The sequence below is a fragment of the Microlunatus sp. GCM10028923 genome (genome assembly GCF_042666975.1).
Classification (GTDB): Bacteria; Actinomycetota; Actinomycetes; order Propionibacteriales; family Propionibacteriaceae; genus Microlunatus.
In genome coordinates this window covers 131,494-152,757 of the sequence record NZ_JBHTFF010000021.1, presented here as the reverse complement: position 1 = coordinate 152,757, position 21,264 = coordinate 131,494, and the positions used below count along the sequence as shown (strand labels likewise).

Genomic DNA, 21,264 nt, shown 5'->3' with positions numbered 1-21,264 from the left:
GACCGTCAAACCAGACCGAATCCCGGACCAAAACACCCGACGCACCTCGCCCGGCACAGTCGGCCGACCAATACGAGCCATCCCACACCTCCACGAACAGGTGTTGCGATCAGCGCGTGATTGGAAGGGCGATTTTGCCGGTCAAATCGTCCACTCGATGACGTCACCGTGCGAATTCGCAACAGGCTCTGTAACCGGCGAGAATCTTCCCCTGGCCTGCCCCGACTCGGGCGAATCGGGGGTCGGTGGTGGGTGAGGCGGTGGTACGGGGTGATGGCCGGGTTGAGTACGAATTCGAGGGTTGAGTCCGTGGTCGGGAGTCGGTGGCTGAGTTGGATCTGGTGAATCTCAACCGAACCCGAACACCGCCCCGTACCCCCGCCGAACTCGGCGATCACCGCCCGACCCGACCATCCCCCGTACCCCCGCCCGACGGCACCCCACCCCATCGACCCGTCCCCGACAGGGATGATCATCGACTGTGGAGTTAGGCACCTGAAATGCCCCGCCGATCGAGGTCGTTGAGTCCACACTCGACTCAGCGCGCTGACTCTTGGGGGCGGCGTAAGCGCCAGACGGGGCGAGGGAGGGTGGCCGACATCAGAGTGAGCAGGGTGGCGAGGATGATCACACCGGTGGCGAGGCCGCTGTAGCCGGTGATCACGTAGGCGGGGCCGGAGAGGAAGGCGGCGATGGCGGCGACGCCGTTCATCGAGGTGTCGACGACGCCTTGGGTCGGGATCCGGATCTCGGACGGGACGCTGGTGGAGATGAGGATCGAGCCGGGTACGGTGCCGCAGGACCAGCCGAGACCGAGCAGGAAGACGCTCGGCATCATCATGGCCGAGTGCTCGCCGACGACGAGGGCGGAGACCGCGCTGCCGACGAAGATCAGCTGGCCGGCGACGATGATCACCACGGGCCCGAAGCGGTCACTGGCCAGGCCGACCAGCGGTGCGAAGGCGAACATCCCGAGCACGTGCGCGCTGATCGTGATCCCGATGATCGTGATCGTCGCGCCGTTGTGCTGCAGATGCACCGGCGTCATCGTCATCAGCGCCACCATCGACACGTGCGAAACGATCACCGCGGCCAGCGCGAAGCGGGCGGCCGGGACCCGCCCGATGATGCCCAGCACCGTCCGAAACGGGACCCGCTTCGCCGGGGCGGCACCGGTCTTCGCCAGGTGCGCGGAGTCGTGGGCCTGCGCGGTCAGCAGGGGGTCGGGTCGCAAGAGTACGAACAAGATCACGGCAGCCCCGGCGAGCAGCAGAGCCGCGATCACGAACGCCCCGGCCAGGACCGGCAGCCCGAGCCGGGCGGCGACCCATTCGCCGGGCAGGCCCAGGTTCGGGCCGAGCACGGAGCCGAACATCCCTGCCCAGACGACGAAGGAGAGGGTACGGCCGCGCCGGGCCGGGGCGGCAAGATCGGTCGAGGAGAAGCGGGTCTGCAGGCCGGCGGCGGTGCCGGCGCCGAACAGCAGCATCCCGCCGACGACCAGCGCCGGCGTCCGGGTCACCGCGGCCAAGATCAACGTGGCCGCGCCGAGCGCGCCGAGCCCCCAGCCCGCGGCCAGCGAGACCCGGCGCCCGCGGCGTGCAGCCAGGTAGGCAAGCGGGACGCCGAGCAGCGCCGCACCGAGGGTCAGCGCGGTCCGGGCGATCCCGGCCAGCGCCTCCTGCTGGATCACCTCCTCGGTGAGCAGGACTCCGACCGAGGCGCTCGCGCCCATACCGAACGAGCCGAGCACCTGGGCCGCGATCAACAGCCGCACGCTCCGCCGCTGCTGGGCGGCGACGGAGGGATCGTGTTGCCACGGAGCCGGCTCGGCTGGCGTGGTGGTTGCGTGGCCGACGGCCGAATCGGGATTCATCGGTTCTCATTTCCGCGGGGCTGAATGGTCGCGTGATCATGGAAACACCGGATCGGGCCCTCGTGTCGATTGCGTTTCGCGCCGTTAACACGGCTATCGGATTACGGGAATCGGGCGAATTCATATTCCCAGTCCCCGGGAATCCTGTGAACGTCTTGTTTCCGTTCCCGGCTTCGCATTGTGGGTACGGATGCGCTGATCTTGACTGGCGCCATGACCCTCAATTCCGAACTCGCTCCCGCCTCGGTCGATCAGCTTCGACCCGAGAAGATCAGCACGGCCGTACGCGGGCTGGTCCAGGGAACGAGCGGCGCCTGGGTACGATCGGACGTCCTGATCACTGACGGCGTCATCGCCGGAATCGCCGCCCCGGATACGATCCCGGCCCGGCGGGTGATCGACGTCAAGGGCGCGTATCTGGTCCCCGGCATGATCGACGCGCACGTGCACAGCCTGAGCCATCACGGTGAGGGGATCGCCGCGGCGACCCGGGCGGCCGCGGCGGGCGGCGTGACGACGATCGTCGAGATGCCGTACGACAACACCGGCCCGATCGCCAACGCGGACCGATTCAAGCGCAAGTTTGATCTTGCCTCGGCAGAGGCCCACGTCGATATCGCCCTGCTCGGCACAGCCTTGCCGAAGGGCGGGTGGCGCGAGATCGATTCGCTCGTCGAGGCGGGCGTCGCCGGCTTCAAGGTGTCGATCTTCAACACCGATGATCATCGCTTTCCGCGCATCCCCGACGGTGAGCTGTTGGACGTGTTCACGGCGGTCGCGGCGGCGGAGTCGACGGTCTGCGTGCACGCCGAGAACGACGAGATCATCAAGCACCTGATCGAGCGGTATCGCCCAGAGGGCGACGATCCGCTGGCCCACCTGCGCAGCCGCCCGGAGGTCGCCGAGACGCTCGGCGTCCTGACCGTCCTCGAGATTGCCAGGGCGGCCGGAGCAAGGGTCCACCTGTGCCACACCAGCCTGCCGAGATCGGTCGACCTGGTGAACACCTGGGCAGCCGACGGCGCCGACGTGACGATGGAGACGTGTCCGCACTACCTGCTGCTCGACGCCGAGGACATGCGTGCCCAGGGCACCCGGCTCAAGATCAATCCGCCGCTGCGCACCGCCCAGGCCCGGGAGGGTCTGTGGGACCGGGTCGAGCGCGGCCTGGTCGACATCATCAGTTCCGATCACGCCCCGTGGCCGGAGGAGCTCAAGATCAAACCGAACGTCTTCGACAACCACTCCGGCGCCCCCGGCGTCCAAACGATCTTTCCGACCGTGCTCGCCGAGGCCCATCGCCGATCGCCGAAGGCCTTCGACGCGGCCCTTCGGGCGATGACGATCAACCCCGCCCGACGCTACGGCCTGGCCGCGACGAAGGGGGCGATCGCGCCCGGCTACGACGCCGACATCGTCGCCTTCAACCCGCACGCCAGCTGGACCGTCGACGCCCGGGAGATGCAGTCCAACGCCGGCTGGACTCCGTACGACGGCTTCGTCGTCCCCGGCCGGGTCGAGCTGACCATGGCGGCAGGCAAGATCGTCTTCGACGGCGAACTCCGTTCTGCCGACGGCGACGGCCGCGTCCTGCTGGCCACCCGATGAAGTGAGGAACCCGTGACCGTCCACCTTTCCTATGCGCAGCCGCTCACCCTGGACGAGCTGCAGGAGATCGCCCTCGACGAGACCAAGATCGCCCTGGCCCCGGACGCGCGAGCCCGGATCGGCATGGGCCGGGCCGTGCTGATCAACGCCCTCGAGCAGGGCACCCGCGTGTACGGCCTGAACACCGGGCTCGGCCACACCCGCGATGTCGACGTACCCACGGAAGTCCTTGATCAATATCAGGTCGACATCGTCACCAGCCACGCGTCCGCCGTCGGCGAGCCGCTGCCGGATCCGGAGGTCCGCGCGATCATGGCCGCCCGGCTGGCCGGCGCCTGTCGCGGCTACAGCGGGCTGAGCACGACCGTGGCCGAGTTCTACGCGGCCATGCTGAATGCCGGCGTGGTGCCGTCGGTGCCGCGGGAGGGTTCGATCGGCGCCGCTGATCTTGGAACGCTGGCCGCCGTCGCGTCGACCATGATCGGCCGCGGCACCGCCAGGCTGAACGGCGAGACGCTGCCCTCGACCGTCGCGCTGGAGCGGGCCGGGCTCGAGCCGGTCAGGCTGGGTCTCAAGGAGGGCCTGGCGGTCGTCTCGGAGAACTCGTACTCGATCGGCGTCGGTGCCCTTGCGCTCGGTGACATGGCGAGGACGCTGCGGCTGGCCGACGTGGCCGCGGCGATGACCATGGAGGCGGCACGGTCGAGCCTCAGCCCGTTCGATCCGGAAGTGGCCATAGCAAGGCCGTTCCGCGGTCAGGCCGAGGTCGCGGCCAGAATCTTGCGGCTGCTCGACGGCAGCTATCTGCTGGACCCGGCGGCCGCGAGCTCGCTGCAGGACCCGCTCTCGATCCGTACGGTCGCGCAGGTGCACGGCGCCGCCCGGGCGGTGTTCCAGCACCTGGCCGAGGTCGTCGAGACCGAGCTCAACGCCAGCGACGACAACCCGATGACCAGCCCGGACACGGGCCGGGCGCTGTCCACCGGCAACTTCCATCCGATGGAGCTGGCGCTCGGGTTCGAGTCGATCCGGGTCGCGCTGGCCCACCTGGCGCTCGTCTGCGAGCGCCGGATCGGGGTGATCGGGATGGAGCTGTGGAGTGCACGCAAGGCGACCGACGAGGCGACCCTGCCGGCCGACGCGATCCTGACCCGCGGGCTCGCCGGCTATGCGCACGCGGCGATCAGCGCCCGGATCAAGACCCTGGCCAACCCGGTCACGATTCACATCCCCTCTCTTGATCATGGTCAGGAGGATCACGCGACCGCCGCGCCGCTGGCCGTCGACCTCGCTCGCGAGGTGTCGGACCGGCTCAACGCCATGCTGGCCGGAGAGATCATCGTCGCCGCCACGCTGTTGTCCTGGCGACCCGACGTCGCCCTCGGAGCCGGCACCCGGCCGTACTTCGATGCCGTCGTCCAGGCCGCCCGCGAGGGCGGGCCGGACGAACTCGGGGCCGACCTGGTCGCCCGGGCCACGCCCCGGCTGCTGGCCCTCACCCCGCGCCGCATCGATCTCGACGACGAGTCCCTGGCGGCCATTCCCCTGTTCGGCGCGCGCGAGAGAAAGGCCGCCAGCCATGAGGAACACGAAGATGTCGGGTAGTCCCGGCCGCCGATCACCCGTCCTCGCGATCATGATCACGGGGATCCTCGCGCTGCTGCTCGCCGGCTGCGGCGGCACCGCCGTCGGCACCTCGCCCCCGAACGGTCAGGCCCAGAGCAGCGAACCCAAGCGCGGCGGCACCCTGAAGGTCGGCTCGCCGACGCCGAACGCGACACCCGAACCGGTCACCATGTACGACGCCGGATCGATCAACGTCGTGCAGCAGGTCGCCGAATATCTGATCTGGTCCGAGAACGACGGCGAGCTGTCGCCGATGCTCGCCGAGAGCTGGAAGCCCGGCAAGGACGCGAGCGAGTGGACGGTGAAGCTGCGCGCGGGCGTGACCTTCAGCGACGGCCGGCCGCTCACCGCCAAGGATGTGGTCGCCTCGATCGAGCGGCTGATCGAGCCCGAGTCCGTCTCGGCCGCCGCGGAGTCGTTCGCCGGCATCCTGAGCCCCGGAAACTCGACCGCGACCGACGACACCACGGTCGAGTTCACGCTGGATCGCGCGTTCGTCGACTTCCCTTATCTGCTGTCGTCCGCGAACTACAATACGCTCATCCTGCCGGCCGACTATGCCGGCGACTTCCTCAAGAAGCCCATCGGCACCGGCCCGTTCACGCTGACCAGGTACGACGCCAACACCGGTGCCGTCTACGCCCGGAATCCCAACTATTGGGGCGCGGACGAGGTCTACCTGGACGGCATCGACCTGACCTTCTTCGCCGACAACGGCGCCGTCTCCAGCGCCCTGTTGTCGCGGTCGATCGATGTCGCGGCGATCGTCAGCTTCGCCGCGAACCAGCCGCTCTACAGCACCGATCAGGTCGTCCTCGAGGGTACGAACTCGGCCGGTGGCACCTTCCTGTCGATGCGGACCGACACCGCGCCCTGGGACGACGTCCGGATCCGCCAGGCCCTCGCGCTGGCGATCGACCGGCAGGAACTGCTGCAGGCGACCCAGGGCGGCCGCGGCGCGATCGCCAACGATCACATCTTCGCCGCGAACTACGGCCAGGACGTTGACGTGCCGCAGCGGGAGCAGGACATCGAGGCTGCCAAGGCCCTGCTCGCCGAGGCCGGCCATCCGACCGGCTTGACGGCGACGCTGAGCGCGCCGAAGTCCTCGGCGCCGCTGGCCCAGCTGATTCAGCAGATGGCCGCCGAGGCCGGGATCACGCTCGAGCTGGACGTGCAGGACAACGCGAGCTACTACGACGCGCCGTGGCTGGAGGTTCCGCTCGGGCTCACCGGCTGGGCCTCCCGGCCGACCGCGTCGCAGTTCCTGTCGCTGGCCTTCGCCAGCGACGCCGTCTGGAACACCGCCCACTGGTCCAACCAGGACTTCGACGCCCTGGTGGCCGAGTACGAGACCACCGTCGACCCGGAGGAGCGGGCCGCGGTGGCGCAGCAGATCGCGACGGTGATGCATGAGGAAGTGCCGCAGATCATCACCACCTGGCCGGAGACCGCGATCGCCATGCTGCCCGACGTCCGCGGCATCGGCGTCAACGCCTCCTCCTATGCCGAGCTCTCGCACGGCTGGCTGGACCGCTGATCATGGTCGGCCGGGTCGCGGCGCGGATGATCATGCACCGGTTGCTGCTCACGGTGCTGACCCTGTTCGTCGTGTCGGTGGGGATCTTCGTGCTGGCGCAGGTGCTGCCCGGCGACATCGGCCGGACCATGCTCGGGCCGTACGCGTCGCCGGAGCAGGTGGCGGCGCTCAATGATCAACTCGGGCTGAACCGGCCGGTCGCGGTGCGCTATCTGGAGTGGCTCGGCGGCTTCGTCACCGGGCAGTGGGGGACGTCGCCGATCCTCGGCTCGGAGATCGGCACCGTGATCATGAATGCCGCCGGGCGGACCGCGCTGTTCTCCGCGGTGGCGTTCCTGATCTCCGCGCCGATCTCGTACCTGGTCGGCAGTTACGCCGGCCGACACCCCGGCAGCCGGCTGGACCGGGTGATCAACCTGGGTAGCGTCGGCGCTAGCGGCACCCCGGACATCGTCAGTGGCGTGGTGCTGATCGCGGTGTTCGCGGTGGCGTTGCGGGTCTTCCCGTCCACCGCCCAGACCACCGATCCGAATCCGATCACCCAGGTCTACTACTTGATCTTGCCGAGCCTGGCTGTCGCGCCGACCATCGTCGGCTACCTGGCCCGGATCGTCCGGGCCAACACCCGCGAGGTCGCCGAGTCCGACTACGTCAGAACCGCCGTGCTCAAAGGGATTCCGGACGCCGGCATCCGGCGGCGGCACATCGGGCGCAACGCGATCGTGCCCGGCCTGGCGGTGTTCAGCGCGCAGCTGGTCTATCTGCTGACCGGCCTGGTGGCGATCGAACGGCTCTTCAACTATCCCGGCCTCGGCTCGATCCTGCTCAAGGCGACCGAGACCAACGACGTGATCGTGCTGGCCACGGGCACCATGCTCGTCGCCGTCTTGTTGATCATGGTCAACCTGGTCGCCGACGTCGCGATGGTCCTGCTCAATCCGAGACTCAGAACGGTGGCGGCAGCATGACCGCGATCCAAGACCCCGGCCTCTCGGACAAGATCGAGCTCGCGCCGCCCCGGACGGACGGCCGTTGGACGCTGCCGTCCGGGCTCCGGACGCCGTCCGGCATCGCCGGATCGGTGCTCTTGCTGACCTGGCTGATCATCGCCCTGACCTCGAGCCTGTGGGTGCCGGATCCGTACGCCACCGACGCTCTGGCCACCCTGAAGGCGCCGAGCCCAGCGCACCCCTTCGGCACCGACTCACTCGGCCGGGACGTGATGGCCCGGACCCTGGCCGGCGCGAGCTCGTCCTTGGTCGTCGGGCCGGCCGCAACCCTGCTGGCGATGGCCGGTGGCGCCCTCTTCGGCGGGCTGGCCGGCTATCTCGGCGGGCTCGCGGACGAGGTGATCATGCGGATCGCCGACCTGCTGCTGGCCTTCCCGGCGTTGATCATCGCGATCATCCTGCTCGGCCTGCTGCGGTCGGACCTGATCACGTTGATCTTGCTCCTGGCCATGTTCTTCATGCCGCTGGTCGCCCGGACCGTGCGCGGCGCGGTGGCGAGCGTGAAGAGCCAGGAGTTCGTCGAGGCGGCTCGGCTGCGCGGCGAGGGGGCGCCATACATCTTGATCACCGAGATCCTGCCCAACATCTCCGGGGTGCTCGTCGTCGAGGCGACGGTACGGCTGTCGTCGGCGATCGTCACCTCCGCGTCGCTGTCGTTCATCGGCCTCGGCGCGCAGCCTCCGTCGCCCGACTGGGGTCTGACCATCGCCACCGAGGCGCCGTACCTGACCATCGCCTGGTGGTCCGCCCTGGCCCCGTCACTGGCCCTCGGCTCCCTGGTCGCCGGGGCCGCGCTGCTGGCCGAGGGACTCCGAGAGGGGAGCGAGCGATGACCACCGAGGTGCGGATTCCCGACACCGTCGACGCGCCGCCGACGCCGGCCCCGACCCTGGACATCCGCGGCCTGACCGTGTCGTACCGGAAGGGCCGGCGGCTGACCCGGGTGCTGGACGACGTGTCGCTGAGCATCGGTCCCGGGGAGGCGTACGGGCTGGTCGGCGAGTCGGGCAGCGGGAAGAGCACGCTCGCCTTCGGCACCGTCCGCTACCTGGCGCCGAACGCGGTCGTCGAGGGCGGCGAGATCCGGTTCCAGGGCGAGGACATGTTGATCAAGGACCCGGCCGCGCTGCGGTCGCTGCGCGGGTCCAAGATCGCGATGGTCTATCAGGATCCGACGTCGTCCTTGAACCCGTCGATGCGGGTCGGTGATCAGATCGCCGAGGTGTTCCGGGCCCACGACGACTGCACCCGGACCGAGTCGATCGACCGGGTGCTGGCGGTGCTCGGCCAGGTCTCCTTCCCGGACCCGGCCGCGATCTATGCCCGTTATCCGCATCAGCTTTCCGGCGGGCAGCAGCAGCGGGTGGTGATCGCGATGGCTCTGGCCGGCCGGCCGAGCCTGCTGGTGCTGGACGAGCCGACCACCGGGCTCGACCTCAGCGTGCAGGCCGAGGTGCTCACCTTGATCAAGGAGCTGCGCCGGCAGCACAACATCGCGATGCTGTTCATCAGCCACGACCTCGCGACGGTACGGAAGCTGTGCGACCGGATCGGCGTGCTCCGGCACGGCCGGCTGCTCGAGGAGGGCGAGCCCGAGCGGCTGTTCACCCGGCCCGAGCACCCGTACACGCGCGGGCTGATCGACTGCCTGCCGCGCGAGGGGATGCACAAGAACACGACCCGCCTCCGGCCGATCACCGATGAGGGAGACGCCGTTCCCGGGCCATCGGAGGTGGCCGCGCCGGCTGAGATCGACCGAAGCGGCCAGCCGGTGATCGAACTCGTCGAGGTGCACAAGACCTTCGGCCGGGTACGCGCCGCCACGGGCGTCTCGTTCGCGATCCACCCGGGCGAGACCGTCGGACTGGTCGGCGAATCGGGCAGCGGCAAGAGCACCCTGGGCCGGCTGATCGTCGGCCTCGAATCGCCCGACTCCGGCTCCGTCCTGCTGCACGGTCAGCCCCTGGCGGCACGGGTCGAGCGAAGATCACGATCGGATCAGCGCGCCGTCCAGATGGTGTTCCAGCGGCCCGACACGACCCTCAATCCGCGACGCTCCGTCCGCGCCGCCCTGACCCGGGCGATCGCGAAGCTGGGCGGCCCGGACCCGGTCGAGAAGCTCGCGGCCCGGATGCGGCTCGGCCCGGCGCAGTTGGCGACGGTGCCGCGCCGGCTCTCGGGCGGGATGAAGCAGCGGGTCGCGATCGCCCGGGCCTTCGCCGGCGATCCCGAGCTGGTGGTCTGCGACGAACCGACCTCGGCCCTCGACCCGTCGATCCAGGCCGCGATCTTGAACGAGCTCGCGGACGTGTCGTCCGCCCGCGGCACCGCGTACCTCTTCGTCTCTCATGATCTTGATGCGGTCCGCTACATCGCCGATCGGGTCCTGGTGATGTATCGCGGCGAGATCGTCGAGGACGGCCCGGTCGAGGAGATCATGAGCCGCCCCCGGCACCCGTACACCCAGAAGCTCCTCGCGGCATCGACTGCCCGCTTCGGCTAACCGTCCGGATCCGCGAGCGGCCCGGCAATGATCGCCGGCTCACGGTTCAGGCAAGCGGCAGTGGGCGAATCCGGATGTCCGCCAGGTCCAGCTCCGCCGCATGGTCAAGGATCTCGCGGTCGCTGGTCCCTGGCGTCAGCGAGTCGTGGAGGTGCGCGGCGGAGTCGAGCGGGCCGGACAGGTGAGCGCAGAGGCGCGGGGAAAGGTTCTCGTCGATCAAGAACTTCACGCGGTCGGTCGGAGCTCGAGGTGGTACTCGTTCTCGGCCAACGCCGCAGAGTAGGCGAGCGCCTGACGGATGTCGGCGTCTTCGAGATACGGGTACTCGTCGAGTATGGTCTCGACGGTCTTGCCCGCAGCGATCATCTGCACGAGCATGCCGACCGAGATCCGGAGTCCGCGGATGCACGGCTTTCCGCCCAAGGTCCCCGGGTCCACCGTGATCCTGTCGAACTGCATGGTCGCCATGACAGCCAGATTACGCCCAGCCACCGACAATCGACATGACCCAACCGACGTCGCGCCGACGGAACACCTCAGGCCCAGCGGCCGTGGCGGACCTGGTCCTCGGCCGGACGGCGGGGGCGGCGGCTGGGTGAGCCGGGGGCGCCGGGCGCGGCCGGATAGCCGATGCTGATCACGCCGGCCGAAAGTTGATCATGAGGCACGCCGAAGTGGGCCCGGACCGCGTCCTGGTGTTCCGGCGGCACGCCGAAGAAGCAGCCGCCGAGGCCGGCGTCGACGGCGGTGAGCAGGATCGTCTGGGCGGCCATGCCGGCGTCCACCCACCAGTACGGGGCGGCCCAGCGGGACGGGTCGCGGTCGGACCAGCCCTTGTCCGGCTCGGCGTACCGTTCCAGGTAGGCCGCCTCCGAGGTCCAGACCAAGATCAACAACGGGGCGGTGCGCATCCCGGCCAGCCAGGCGTTGTCATCGCCGGACGCGCCGGTGGCGGCCCAGAAGCCGTCGAGGTCGGCGGGCTGGTCCAGCACCAGGAAGGACACGCCCTGGGTGAAGCCGGCGGTCGGTGAGCGGCGGCCGGCCTCGGTCAGCCGGGTGATCAGCTCGGCCGGCACCGGGTCGGGGCGGTAGGCGCGGATCATCCGGCGCCGGCGCAGCACCTCCGAGAATTCCATCAGCCGGCCGCGTTCCCGGGGTGCTCCGGCCAGCCGCCGCCGAAGGCGGTGTCGGCGTTCCCGGACAGGGCCCGGCACACCTCCTCGAGGTCCCGCCCGAGCACGTCGGCGATGGTCCGCGCCGTGTGCGGGATCAGGTACGAGGCGTTGGGCCGGCCGCGGTACGGCTCCGGGGTCAGGTACGGAGCGTCGGTCTCGACCAGGATCCGGTCCAGCGGCGTGATCGCCAGCGCCTCCCGCAGCGGCCCGGCGTTCTTGAACGTGATCGTACCGGCGAAGGACAGGAACCCGCCGCGGTCCAGACACTCCTTGGCGAACGAGGCGTCTCCGGAGAAGCAGTGCATGACGATCCGCTCCGGCGGGCCCTCGGCGTCCAGGACGTCGAGGATCGGCTGGTGCGCGTCCCGGTCGTGGATCATCAGGGCCTTGCGGTGCTGCTTGGCCAGCGCGATGTGCGCCGCGAACGCCTCCCGCTGGATCGCCAGCCCGTCCTCGTCCCGGGTCCGGAACGTGTCCATCCCGGTCTCCCCGACCGCCCGGACCTGCGGATCGGCGGCCAGCCGGGCGATCTCGCCGATCCCCGCCGCCAGCTCGACCGTGGTCATCCGGGCGGCGTCGTTGGGATGGATCGCGACCGCGGCGACGACGTTCGGGAACCGGCCCGCCGCCTCGACCGCCCAGCGCGAACCGGCGACATCGCAGCCGACCTGGACGATCCGCCGGACGCCGACGGAGGCGGCCAGCTCGATCGCCTCGTCCGGCGCCAGGGCCGTCTTCCCGTCGGCGACATCGAGGTGGCAGTGGCTGTCCACCACCGGGTACGGCAGCGGCTCCGGCACCGCCGGGCGGTCCAGGTTCCGCCGCTGCCCCTGCTCGGTCGTGGCGGCCCGCTGCTCACGCATCTCCACCGGTCTTCCCCTCCCGCGCAGCCAGTACGGCCGCGTACAACTCGTTCTTGGCCAGCCCCCGAGCCGCCGCGACCTCGGCCACCGCGGGCTTCAGCTTGGATCCCTCGGCCACCAGCCGCCGGACGACCGCGACCGCATCCTCGGTGTCGCCGCGCTCCACCACCGCCCCGGCCACGACGATGGTGACCTCGCCGCGGACCCCCTCGCCGGCCCAGTCGGCCAGCTCGGCGAGGGTCCCCCGCCGGACCTCCTCGTACGTCTTCGTCAATTCCCGGCACACCGCCGCGCGACGCTCCGCCCCCAGGACGTCGGCCATCGCCCGCAGCGTCTCCTCGGTCCGGTGCGGCGCCTCGAAGAACACGGCGGTACGGGGCTCGTCGGCCAGCCCGGCCAGCCGGCGGGACCGCTCCCCCGCCTTCCGCGGCAGGAAACCCTCGAAGCAGAACCGGTCGGTCGGCAGCCCCGACAGCGCCAGCGCCGTCAACACGGCCGACGGCCCGGGCACGGCGGTGACCTCGATCCCGGCCTCAACCGCCGCAGCGACCAGCCGGAACCCCGGATCCGACACCGACGGCATCCCGGCATCGCTGACCACGGCCACCGTCGCTCCGCCCTGCAACGCCTCGATCAGCTCGGCCGCCCGGGCCGCCTCGTTGCCGTCGAAATAGGAGACCACGCGACCCGTGGGGGCCACGCCGAGCCGGTCCAGCAGCCGGCGCAGCCGCCGGGTGTCCTCGGCCGCGATCACGTCGGCGGCAGCCAGCGTCTCGGACACCCGCGGCGAGGCGTCGCCCAGGTCGCCGATCGGCGTACCGACCAGCACCACTCGACCCACATCGCCTCCGTCTCACGCAGCCAGGACACACACACCTCGCGTCACCAGTGTCGTGCGTCCCTTGACCCTCAGCCGTTGGCGACGCCCAGGCACGCGCCTCGCGGCGTTCTCCTCGGTCGCGATACGACCCGGTATCCCTTCCTCGTCGGCCTGGCGATGCACGCACCTGGACGTCGCCACCGACCAAGGGTCAAGGGACGCACGACACTAGTATGTCCGGGTGGCGCGAGCGGACGGACTGACCGTAGTGGAACGACTGCGGGTCGAGCAGCCGACCGACCGCGCCTTCAGCTGGGCGATCACCGCGTTGATCACCTTGATCGGCTTCGTGATCAGATCGGTCAACCTGGCCTACCCGAACAAGCTCGTCTTCGACGAGACCTATTACGCCAAGGATGCGTATTCGCTGCTCCGGTTCGGCTACGAGCGGGAGTGGCCGGACAACGCCAACGACGCGATCGTCGCCGGCAACCTCGACGTGATGAAGGACAGCGCGGCGTTCATCGTGCATCCGCAGATCGGCAAGTGGCTGATCGCATTCGGCGAATACCTGTTCGGGATGAACTCGTTCGGCTGGCGGTTCTCGTCGCTGGTCTTCGGCGCGTTGTTGATCTTCGTCGTGATCAGGCTGGTCCGCCGGATCTCCCGGTCGACCTTGATCGGCGGCCTGGCCGGGCTACTCCTGGCGTTCGACGGACTCGCCTTCGTGATGTCCCGGATCGCCTTGCTGGACATCTTTCTGGCGGTCTTCGTGGTCGCCGCGGTGGGCTGCCTGATCGCCGACCGGGACTGGTTCCGGAACAAGCTCGCTGATCATCTGTCCGGCAACGGACTGGCCGACCTGGGTGGGAAGTACGGCCCGGCGTTGATCATCAGGCCGTGGCGGATCGCGGCCGGCGTGTGCTTCGGGCTGGCCCTCGGCACCAAATGGAACGCCCTCTATCCGCTGGCCGCGTTCGCCCTGCTGTCGCTGGCCTGGGACGTCGGCGCGCGACGGGTGGCCGGCGCCGGCGTCCGGTCCAGCCTGGCGATCATCCGGGACGGGATCCCGGCGTTCGTCTCCCTGGTCGTGCTGAGCGTGATCATCTACGTGGCGAGCTGGGCCAGCTGGCTGGCCGGCAGCGGCGGCTACATGCGGGACTGGGGTCAGAAACACCCGGACGCCCTTTCGGTACGACTGCTCGGCGACCCGCTGGCCTCGCTGCTGGCGTACAACCAGGCGATCTGGAACTTCCACACCGGCGACGGCATCGCCCAGGCGACCCACCCCTACGACGCGAATCCGTCGGGCTGGCTGGTGCTGGCCCGGGTGATCGGGATCGACGCGGTGCTGGACATCCCGGCCGGCACCGACGGCTGCCCGGCCAACGCGGAGAAGTGCTACCGGGTGATCTCCGGGATCGGCACGCCCGCCCTGTGGTGGGCCGCGGTGATCGCCCTGGTCATCGCCCTGATCCTGTGGGTCGGCGGCCGGGACTGGCGGTTCGGCATCCCGGTGGTCGGGGTGCTGAGCAACTGGCTGCCCTGGTTCCAGTACTCCGACCGGCCGCAGTTCCTCTTCTACGCGATCACGATCATCCCGTTCTCGGTGACCGCCGTGGCCCTGGTCCTGGGTCGCTTGCTCGGCACCGCAGCCGACCTGCGCAGCGGGGCCGCCGAGGACCAGACACCCGCGCCACCGCCGCCCGTCCCAGCCCGGGCCCGGCCGGAACACGCCCGCGGCGCACCCTCCCGGGCCTTGGCCGGGCTGTTCAGCGCGGGTTCGCTGCCGCTGGACCGGCGCGCGGTGGCGGCCATCGGGATCGGTGCCTTCATCGCGCTGGTCGGTGCCAACTTCGCCTTCATCTATCCGATCCTCACCGACGGTGTGCTGACCTATCAGCAGTGGCGGGCAAGGATGTGGATCCGCGGCTGGATCTGATGACGGCCTCGTAACGCCGAAACGGGAAGTCCTGTTGCGAGTGTGTGACAAGGCCGTCAGGATGCGGCAAAAACGGGCCGTTGGGATTAGAGTCTCGCCAGAGTCAGGCGTCGGCGCCTGTTGTGCCCTGGGGAGGACACGCGTTGTTGGACAGGATCGGTCAATGAGCCGCGCCCGGAAGATCCGGGCTCGGGGCATCGCCCGACCGGTGCAGGCTCGGCTTGCGGGCTGCGGGACGCTAGAGTCCGTTGCCGTACTCAGCGGGCCGATGAGCGCGGATCATGGAGGACCGAATCGGTGATCAGATATCTGGTGCGGCGGATAGCGGGCTGGCTGCTGATGATCTTCGTCGCGACGAACATCACGTACTTCCTCGCCAACTTCTATCTGAAGGCCCGTTCGAACTTCGTCGGCCGTAATCCACCGGTCCCGGAGACGGTCATCAACGGCACGCTGAACCAGTACAACCTGAATGACCAGGTCAACATCTTCGAGCGCTGGTGGATCTGGATCAGCGGCATCGTGACCCGCTGGGACTGGGGCCGCAGCCCCGTCGGCGAGTCGGTGAACGACCAGATCGGGTTCCGGGTCTGGATCAGCGCCGAGCTCGTCCTCGGCGCGACGATCCTGATGACCCTGATCGGCATCGGGCTCGGTGTCTACACCGCGTCCCGGCAGTACAAGCTGGCCGACCGGGTCGCCCAGGGCACCTCGATCATCACGCTCAACATCCCGGTCGTGGTGGCCGCGCTCGGCATCGTCCTGGTGGCGATCCAGTTCAACCAGGCGGTCGGCAGCACCGTCTTCTACGTGGTCGGCGCCCAGAGCGACAACATCTCCGGCTTCGGCCCGTTCCTGGTCGACAAGGCGCAGCATCTGATCTTGCCCACCCTGGTGCTGGTGATCACCGGCTACGCGGGGACGCACTTCCTGCAGCGATCGCTGCTGCTGGACAACATCAACGCCGATTACGTACGGACGGCGCGGGCCAAGGGCCTGACCAAGGCGCAGGCGGTTCGCCGGCACGCGCTGCGGACCTCCCTGATCCCGGTCGCCACCCAGATCGCCTTCTCGATCCCGGGCCTGTTCACCGGCGCGATCCTGACCGAGACGATCTTCGCCTGGGAAGGCATGGGCCGCTACTTCGCCAAGACACTGTCCACCAACGACGTGCACGGAGTCGTCGCGACGGCCGCCTTCGGCGCGTTGATGACGGCGGTCGGCGCGATCCTGTCCGACCTCACGATCGTCGTCCTCGATCCGAGAGTGCGGGTGAGCTGATCATGTCGAGTGAAGTGATGAACGTCCCGGGCCACTCGGGCGATCCCGATCATGATCCGACCGCGGAGCTGTTGCAGTCGGCGCAGCCGCGGCGCCGGCTGTCCAAGGGCACGCTCTACCTGCGCCGCTTCCTGCGCAACCGGCCGGCCGTCGCCGGCGTGATCATCCTGATCGTGATCATCCTGTTCGCGCTGTTCGGCGGCCTGGTCGCCCAGCACGACTATCTCGCCACCGACTTCACCGCGTTGACCGCCGAGCCGGACGCCGACCACTGGTTCGGCACCAACAACGCCGGCAACGACATCTACGCCCAGACGGTGCACGGGCTGCAGCGGTCCCTGCTGATCGCGTTGATCGTCGCGGTCGGCACCACGGTGATCTCGGCGGTCGTCGGCGCCTCGGCCGCCTACTTCGGCGGCCTCTACGAACGCTCCACCCTGGTGGTGATCCACTTCCTCATGGTGGTGCCCACCTTCCTCATCCTGGCCATGATCTCCAACGCCTCCGGCGGCAACTGGCTCATCGTGGCGACGATCCTGACCCTGACCGGCTGGTTCTTCCAGGCCCGGGTGATCTGGACGATGGCGCTCTCGCTGCGGGAGCGGGAGTACGTCACCGCGGCCCGGTTCATGGGCGTGCGCGGCATCTGGATCGTGATCCGGCACATCATCCCCAACATCGGCTCGCTGTTGATCATCCAGTTCACCCTCGGCGTGGTCGGGGCGGTGCTGACCGAGACCAGCCTTTCGTTCCTCGGCTTCGGCATCAAGGCACCGGACGTATCGCTCGGCGCGCTGATCGGCTCCGGCGCCAACACGATCACCAGCGCCCCCTGGTTGTTCTACTTCCCGGCGGCCGCGCTGACGATGCTCACCGTGTCGATGGCGCTGGTCGCCGACGGACTGCGGGACGCCCTCGATCCCACCTCGACCGCGGGAGGCCAGGCCTGATGACGTTCTCCAGCCCCTCGACCAGCACCGGCCCTGCGACGGACTCCGGGCGCGGAGCAGCGGACGGGCCGCTGCTCTCGGTCCGCGACCTCAAGGTGAGCTTCCCGTCCGAGGCCGGCCGGGTGGACGCCGTCCGCGGCGTCTCGTTCGACCTGCAGGCCGGCCAGACCCTCGGCATCGTCGGCGAGTCCGGCTCCGGCAAGTCGGTCACCTCGCTGGCGATCATGGGCCTGCTCGCCGACACCGCCCGCACCGGCGGCTCGGTCAGGCTCAACGGCCGCGAGCTGCTCTCCCTGAACGACCGGCAGATGTCCAAGATCCGCGGCAAAGAGATGTCGATGATCTTCCAGGACCCGCTGTCCTCGCTGACCCCGGTCTATTCGGTCGGCCAGCAGCTGGTCGAGGCGATCGCCGCCCACCACCAGGTGTCGAAGAAGGACGCCTGGGACCGTGCGGTGGATCTGCTGCAGCTGGTCGGCATCCCGAACCCGAAGGCACGGGTCCGGTCCTTCCCGCACGAGTTCTCCGGCGGCATGCGGCAGCGCGTGGTGATCGCGATCGCGATGGCCAACGACCCGAACCTGATCATCGCCGACGAGCCGACCACGGCCCTCGACGTCACCATCCAGGCCCAGATCCTGGACGTGCTCGAGGTGGCCCAGGAGGAGACCGGCGCCGCGGTGATCATGATCACCCACGACCTCGGCGTGATCGCCGGCAACGCCGACGACGTGATCGTCATGTACGCGGGCAAGCCGGTCGAGCAGGCCCCGGTGAACGAGCTGTTCTACGAGACCCGGATGCCGTACTCGATCGGGCTGCTGGCCGCGATCCCCCGGGTCGACGTGGCGGAGAAGACGCCGCTGATCCCGGTCAAGGGCAACCCGCCGCTGTTGATCAACCTGCCGCCCGGCTGCCCGTTCGCGCCGCGCTGCCCGATCGCGATCGACCGGTGCCGCGAGGCGGAGCCGGAACTCGGCGAGGTGGCGCCGCTCGGGCTGGTCGATTCGGGCGCACCGGTCGGCGACTGGGGCCGGCACCGAGCCGCCTGCATCCGGTCCGGCGAGATCCGCGAGGGCATGATCGACGGCAAGCCGATCTACCCGGTGCCCGAACTGCCGGAGAGCGAACTCACTGAGCTGCCGCGGGAGCACCGGAAGCCGATGCTCGAGGTGACCAACCTGATCAAGACGTTCCCGCTGCTCAAGGGAGCACTGCTGAAGCGCCGGATCGGCTCCGTGTACGCGGTGAACGGGATCAGCTTCGACATCCGCGAGGGCGAGACGATGGCCATCGTCGGCGAGTCCGGCTGCGGCAAGACGACGACGCTGCTCGAGATCATGAACCTGAGCGAGCAGCCCGACGGCGACCTCCGGCTCGGCGGCACCAGCGTGGCCGGGCTGTCCGGCTCCGCCACCCGCAAGCTGCGCCGCGATCTGCAGATCGTCTTCCAGGATCCGATGGGCGCGCTCGATCCCCGGTTCACCGTGTTCGACATCATCGCCGAGCCGATGCAGGCCTTGAACTTCGGCCGGTCCGAGGTCGACAACCGGGTCGCCGAGCTGATGGAGATGGTCGGCCTGGATCCCGCGCACAGCGACCGGTTCCCGGCCGCGTTCTCGGGCGGCCAGCGGCAACGGATCGGCATCGCCCGCGCGCTCGCCACGAATCCGAAGGTGATCGTGCTGGACGAGCCGGTTTCCGCGCTCGACGTCTCGATCCAGGCCGGAGTGATCAACCTTCTGGACGAATTGAAGGCCAAACTCGGGCTCTCGTACCTCTTTGTCGCACACGACCTTTCCGTGGTGCGCCATATCGCGGATCGGGTCGGGGTCATGTATCTCGGCCGATTCGTCGAATACGGCGATATCGACGCGGTGTTCGACAATCCGCAGCATCCGTACACCCAGGCTTTGTTGTCCGCGATTCCGGTTCCGGATCCGGTCAAGGAACGCACCCGGGAACGGGTCCTGCTCACGGGCGATCTGCCGAGCCCGATCGACGACTCACCCGGCTGCCGGTTCGCCAGTCGGTGTCAGCTCCGGGTCACGTTGCCGGAGGAACAACAGCACCGGTGTGTCTCACAGACACCGGAATTGACCGGAGTGGAGGGCCAGCACACCAATGCCTGCCATTTCCGGTGAGCGAACCGAGAGTGCAAGGAGGAGGACGAGCCGAATGAGGAGCTCGGCCGAGTCTCGGAAGGGTGACGATTCGACGCGTCGACCCGTCCGGTCCCGGCCCTGGTCCTATTCTGTTCGACGGCATGTCCGGGGGGTCGGAGATGCCGGATCAGCGACCGATCATGCGGAAACGCTCGCGCAGACTGCGCGTTCAGGAAGGACCATCACCATGGGAATCGGAAGAAAGTCCGCGGTCGCCGCTATCGCGGCACTCGCGCTTTCACTGGCGGCGTGTGGAGGGGGAACATCCCCGAACACGGAGCCGACCGTCGGAGCGAGCGAGCTCGCCACCGAGGCGCAGTACAACCCGCAGCCACGGGACAACGTCAAGGACGGCGGCACGCTGACCTCGGACGTGCCCGAGATCTCGCCGCAGTTCAACACCGACCAGGCCGACGGCACGGCGTACACGCTGTCCTTCTGGCGCTGGTACAACCCGGTCATGATCCTGTTCACCCCCGAGGGCGAATGGTCGGCCAACCCGGACTACCTGACCGACGTGAAGACGGAGGAGAAGGACGGGAACACGGTCGTCACCTACACGATCAACCCGAAGGCCACCTTCAACGACGGCACGCCGATCGACTGGACGGCGTACGAGACGAAGTGGAAGGCGACCAGCGGCAAGGACGAGAAGTACCTGGTCAGCTCTACCGACGGCTACTCGCAGATCAAGTCGGTCGTCAAGGGCGCCGACGACAAGCAGGCCGTGGTCACCTTCGACGGCGTCTACGCCTGGGTCGGCGGCCTGTTCAACAACGTGCTGCACCCGAAGCTCGTTGATCATGACCTCTTCAACAAGGGGTACGTGAACAACCCGCACGCCGAGCTCGGCGCGGGGCCGTACACGGTGGACAAGTTCGACCAGAAGAACGGCACCCTGAGCTTCAAGCGCAACGACAAGTGGTGGGGCGATCCGGGCAAGCTGGACAGCCGGACCTTCAAGGCGCTCGAGGACACCGCCGCGATCAACGCGTTCAAGAACAACCAGCTGGACATCACCGCCGTCGCCACCAAGGACCTGCTGGCCCAGGTGCAGCCGATGGTCGACCAGGGAGCGGTCGAGATCCGCAAGAGCGCCTCGCCGCGGAACGGCCTGATGGTCGTCAACTCCAAGCACCCGGGGCTGGACGACGCCAAGGTGCGTCAGGCGGTGTTCATGGGCATCGACCGCAAGGTGATCGCTGACATCGCGTTCCAGGGCCTGAACTACACGGAGGAGCCGCCCGGCTCGTTCAACCTGTACGGGTTCCAGGAGGGCTACCAGGACAACCTGACCGCCGCCGGTTACAAGTACGACAAGGACGCCGCCGGCAAGCTGCTCGACGAGGCCGGCTGGGTGCCGGGTTCGGACGGCATCCGGGAGAAGGGCGGCAAGAAGCTGTCGATCACGCTTCCGGTGATCGGCGACGACCCGAACATCGCGGCGCGCGCCAAGGCGATCAACTCGATGCTCAAGGAGATCGGCGTCGACGCGAAGATCGAGCAGAAGGGCTCCAACGACTTCAGCAAGGTCTTCACCGAGAAGCAGTTCGGCCTGTTCCCGATGGGCTTCTCCTCCTCCGACCCGTTCGGCTTCGCCTACTTCTGCCAGGTCTACTGCGAGCCGAGCTCGCTGAACGCCTCCGGCACCGGTAGCGAAGAGATCAACAAGAAGATCGCCGAGGTCGCCAAGATCGGCGATCCGAAGGCCCAGATCGAGGCCGGTAACAAGCTGGAGGCCGAGATCATGGCTCAGACCTGGGGCATCATGCCGCTGACCAACGGTCCGACCATCCTCGCCGCCAAGAAGGGTCTGGCCAACATGGGCGCCGGCATCTTCTACGTCGGCAAGCCGCAGGACATCGGCTGGCAGAAGTGATCATGGTCCTCGGCTCGCACTGAGCC

General features: G+C 68.8%; 17 protein-coding genes. 11 read left to right on the top strand and 6 right to left on the bottom strand.

All coding sequences use genetic code 11. The features are described 5' to 3' along the window. Positions 1-538: 538 nt before the first annotated feature. On the bottom strand, positions 539-1,876 hold the full coding sequence (locus tag ACFQU4_RS35095; RefSeq protein WP_377501276.1) for an MFS transporter: 1,338 nt from the start codon (positions 1,874-1,876) through the stop codon (positions 539-541). Between the two features lie 213 nt (positions 1,877-2,089). Between ACFQU4_RS35095 and ACFQU4_RS35090 the strand changes: the two genes are divergently transcribed. From ACFQU4_RS35090 to ACFQU4_RS35065, 6 genes are read left to right on the top strand one after another with little or no spacing between them, the layout of a single operon-like run. Beyond that, positions 2,090-3,484, top strand: a complete 1,395-nt coding sequence (locus ACFQU4_RS35090; RefSeq protein ID WP_377501274.1) for a dihydroorotase family protein — start codon at positions 2,090-2,092, stop codon at positions 3,482-3,484. Positions 3,485-3,496: 12 nt separating this feature from the next. Next, on the top strand, positions 3,497-5,089 hold the full coding sequence (hutH, locus tag ACFQU4_RS35085; protein WP_377501272.1) for a histidine ammonia-lyase: 1,593 nt from the start codon (positions 3,497-3,499) through the stop codon (positions 5,087-5,089). Beyond that, entirely contained in the window at positions 5,079-6,650 is a 1,572-nt protein-coding gene (locus ACFQU4_RS35080) for an ABC transporter substrate-binding protein (RefSeq protein ID WP_377501270.1), read from the top strand. The genes hutH and ACFQU4_RS35080 overlap by 11 nt, the downstream gene beginning before the upstream one ends. Positions 6,651-6,652: 2 nt before the next feature. Then, complete coding sequence (locus tag ACFQU4_RS35075; protein ID WP_377501268.1) at positions 6,653-7,618, top strand: ABC transporter permease; 966 nt, start codon at positions 6,653-6,655, stop codon at positions 7,616-7,618. After that, positions 7,615-8,493, top strand: a complete 879-nt coding sequence (locus tag ACFQU4_RS35070) for an ABC transporter permease (protein WP_377501266.1) — start codon at positions 7,615-7,617, stop codon at positions 8,491-8,493. Before ACFQU4_RS35075 ends, ACFQU4_RS35070 begins: the two co-directional genes overlap by 4 nt. Next, positions 8,490-10,163, top strand: coding sequence for a dipeptide ABC transporter ATP-binding protein (locus ACFQU4_RS35065; protein WP_377501264.1), 1,674 nt, complete (start codon positions 8,490-8,492; stop codon positions 10,161-10,163). Before ACFQU4_RS35070 ends, ACFQU4_RS35065 begins: the two co-directional genes overlap by 4 nt. Positions 10,164-10,209: 46 nt before the next feature. Here ACFQU4_RS35065 and ACFQU4_RS35060 read toward each other — a convergent pair whose 3' ends face one another. The 5 genes from ACFQU4_RS35060 to rsmI all read right to left on the bottom strand — a co-directional run bounded on the left by ACFQU4_RS35060 (position 10,210) and on the right by rsmI (position 13,042). Continuing rightward, positions 10,210-10,392 carry a DUF5615 family PIN-like protein gene (locus tag ACFQU4_RS35060; protein WP_377501262.1) on the bottom strand — a complete coding sequence of 61 codons (183 nt, stop codon included), beginning with the start codon at positions 10,390-10,392 and terminating at the stop codon, positions 10,210-10,212. Continuing rightward, positions 10,389-10,631, bottom strand: a complete 243-nt coding sequence (locus ACFQU4_RS35055; RefSeq protein WP_377501260.1) for a DUF433 domain-containing protein — start codon at positions 10,629-10,631, stop codon at positions 10,389-10,391. Before ACFQU4_RS35055 ends, ACFQU4_RS35060 begins: the two co-directional genes overlap by 4 nt. A 68-nt stretch (positions 10,632-10,699) precedes the next feature. Beyond that, positions 10,700-11,299: a nitroreductase family protein gene (locus tag ACFQU4_RS35050; RefSeq protein WP_377501258.1), complete on the bottom strand. Its 600-nt coding sequence runs from the start codon at positions 11,297-11,299 to the stop codon at positions 10,700-10,702. Continuing rightward, a complete protein-coding gene (locus ACFQU4_RS35045) occupies positions 11,299-12,201 on the bottom strand; it encodes a TatD family hydrolase (protein ID WP_377501286.1) in 903 nt (300 codons plus the stop codon). Before ACFQU4_RS35045 ends, ACFQU4_RS35050 begins: the two co-directional genes overlap by 1 nt. Then, complete coding sequence (rsmI, locus tag ACFQU4_RS35040) at positions 12,194-13,042, bottom strand: 16S rRNA (cytidine(1402)-2'-O)-methyltransferase (protein ID WP_377501256.1); 849 nt, start codon at positions 13,040-13,042, stop codon at positions 12,194-12,196. The genes ACFQU4_RS35045 and rsmI overlap by 8 nt, the downstream gene beginning before the upstream one ends. 238 nt (positions 13,043-13,280) lie before the next feature. Between rsmI and ACFQU4_RS35035 the strand changes: the two genes are divergently transcribed. The 5 genes from ACFQU4_RS35035 to ACFQU4_RS35015 all read left to right on the top strand — a co-directional run bounded on the left by ACFQU4_RS35035 (position 13,281) and on the right by ACFQU4_RS35015 (position 21,238). Then, positions 13,281-14,963 carry a dolichyl-phosphate-mannose--protein mannosyltransferase gene (locus ACFQU4_RS35035; protein ID WP_377501284.1) on the top strand — a complete coding sequence of 561 codons (1,683 nt, stop codon included), beginning with the start codon at positions 13,281-13,283 and terminating at the stop codon, positions 14,961-14,963. Positions 14,964-15,260: 297 nt separating this feature from the next. Further along, positions 15,261-16,244 (top strand): ABC transporter permease, encoded by a 984-nt coding sequence (locus tag ACFQU4_RS35030; protein WP_377501254.1) that lies wholly within the window; start codon positions 15,261-15,263, stop codon positions 16,242-16,244. 2 nt (positions 16,245-16,246) lie between these two features. Beyond that, a complete protein-coding gene (locus tag ACFQU4_RS35025) occupies positions 16,247-17,194 on the top strand; it encodes an ABC transporter permease (protein ID WP_377501252.1) in 948 nt (315 codons plus the stop codon). Beyond that, a complete protein-coding gene (locus tag ACFQU4_RS35020) occupies positions 17,194-19,338 on the top strand; it encodes a dipeptide ABC transporter ATP-binding protein (protein WP_377501250.1) in 2,145 nt (714 codons plus the stop codon). Before ACFQU4_RS35025 ends, ACFQU4_RS35020 begins: the two co-directional genes overlap by 1 nt. 208 nt (positions 19,339-19,546) lie before the next feature. Further along, on the top strand, positions 19,547-21,238 hold the full coding sequence (locus ACFQU4_RS35015) for an ABC transporter family substrate-binding protein (RefSeq protein ID WP_377501248.1): 1,692 nt from the start codon (positions 19,547-19,549) through the stop codon (positions 21,236-21,238). Positions 21,239-21,264: the final 26 nt, after the last annotated feature.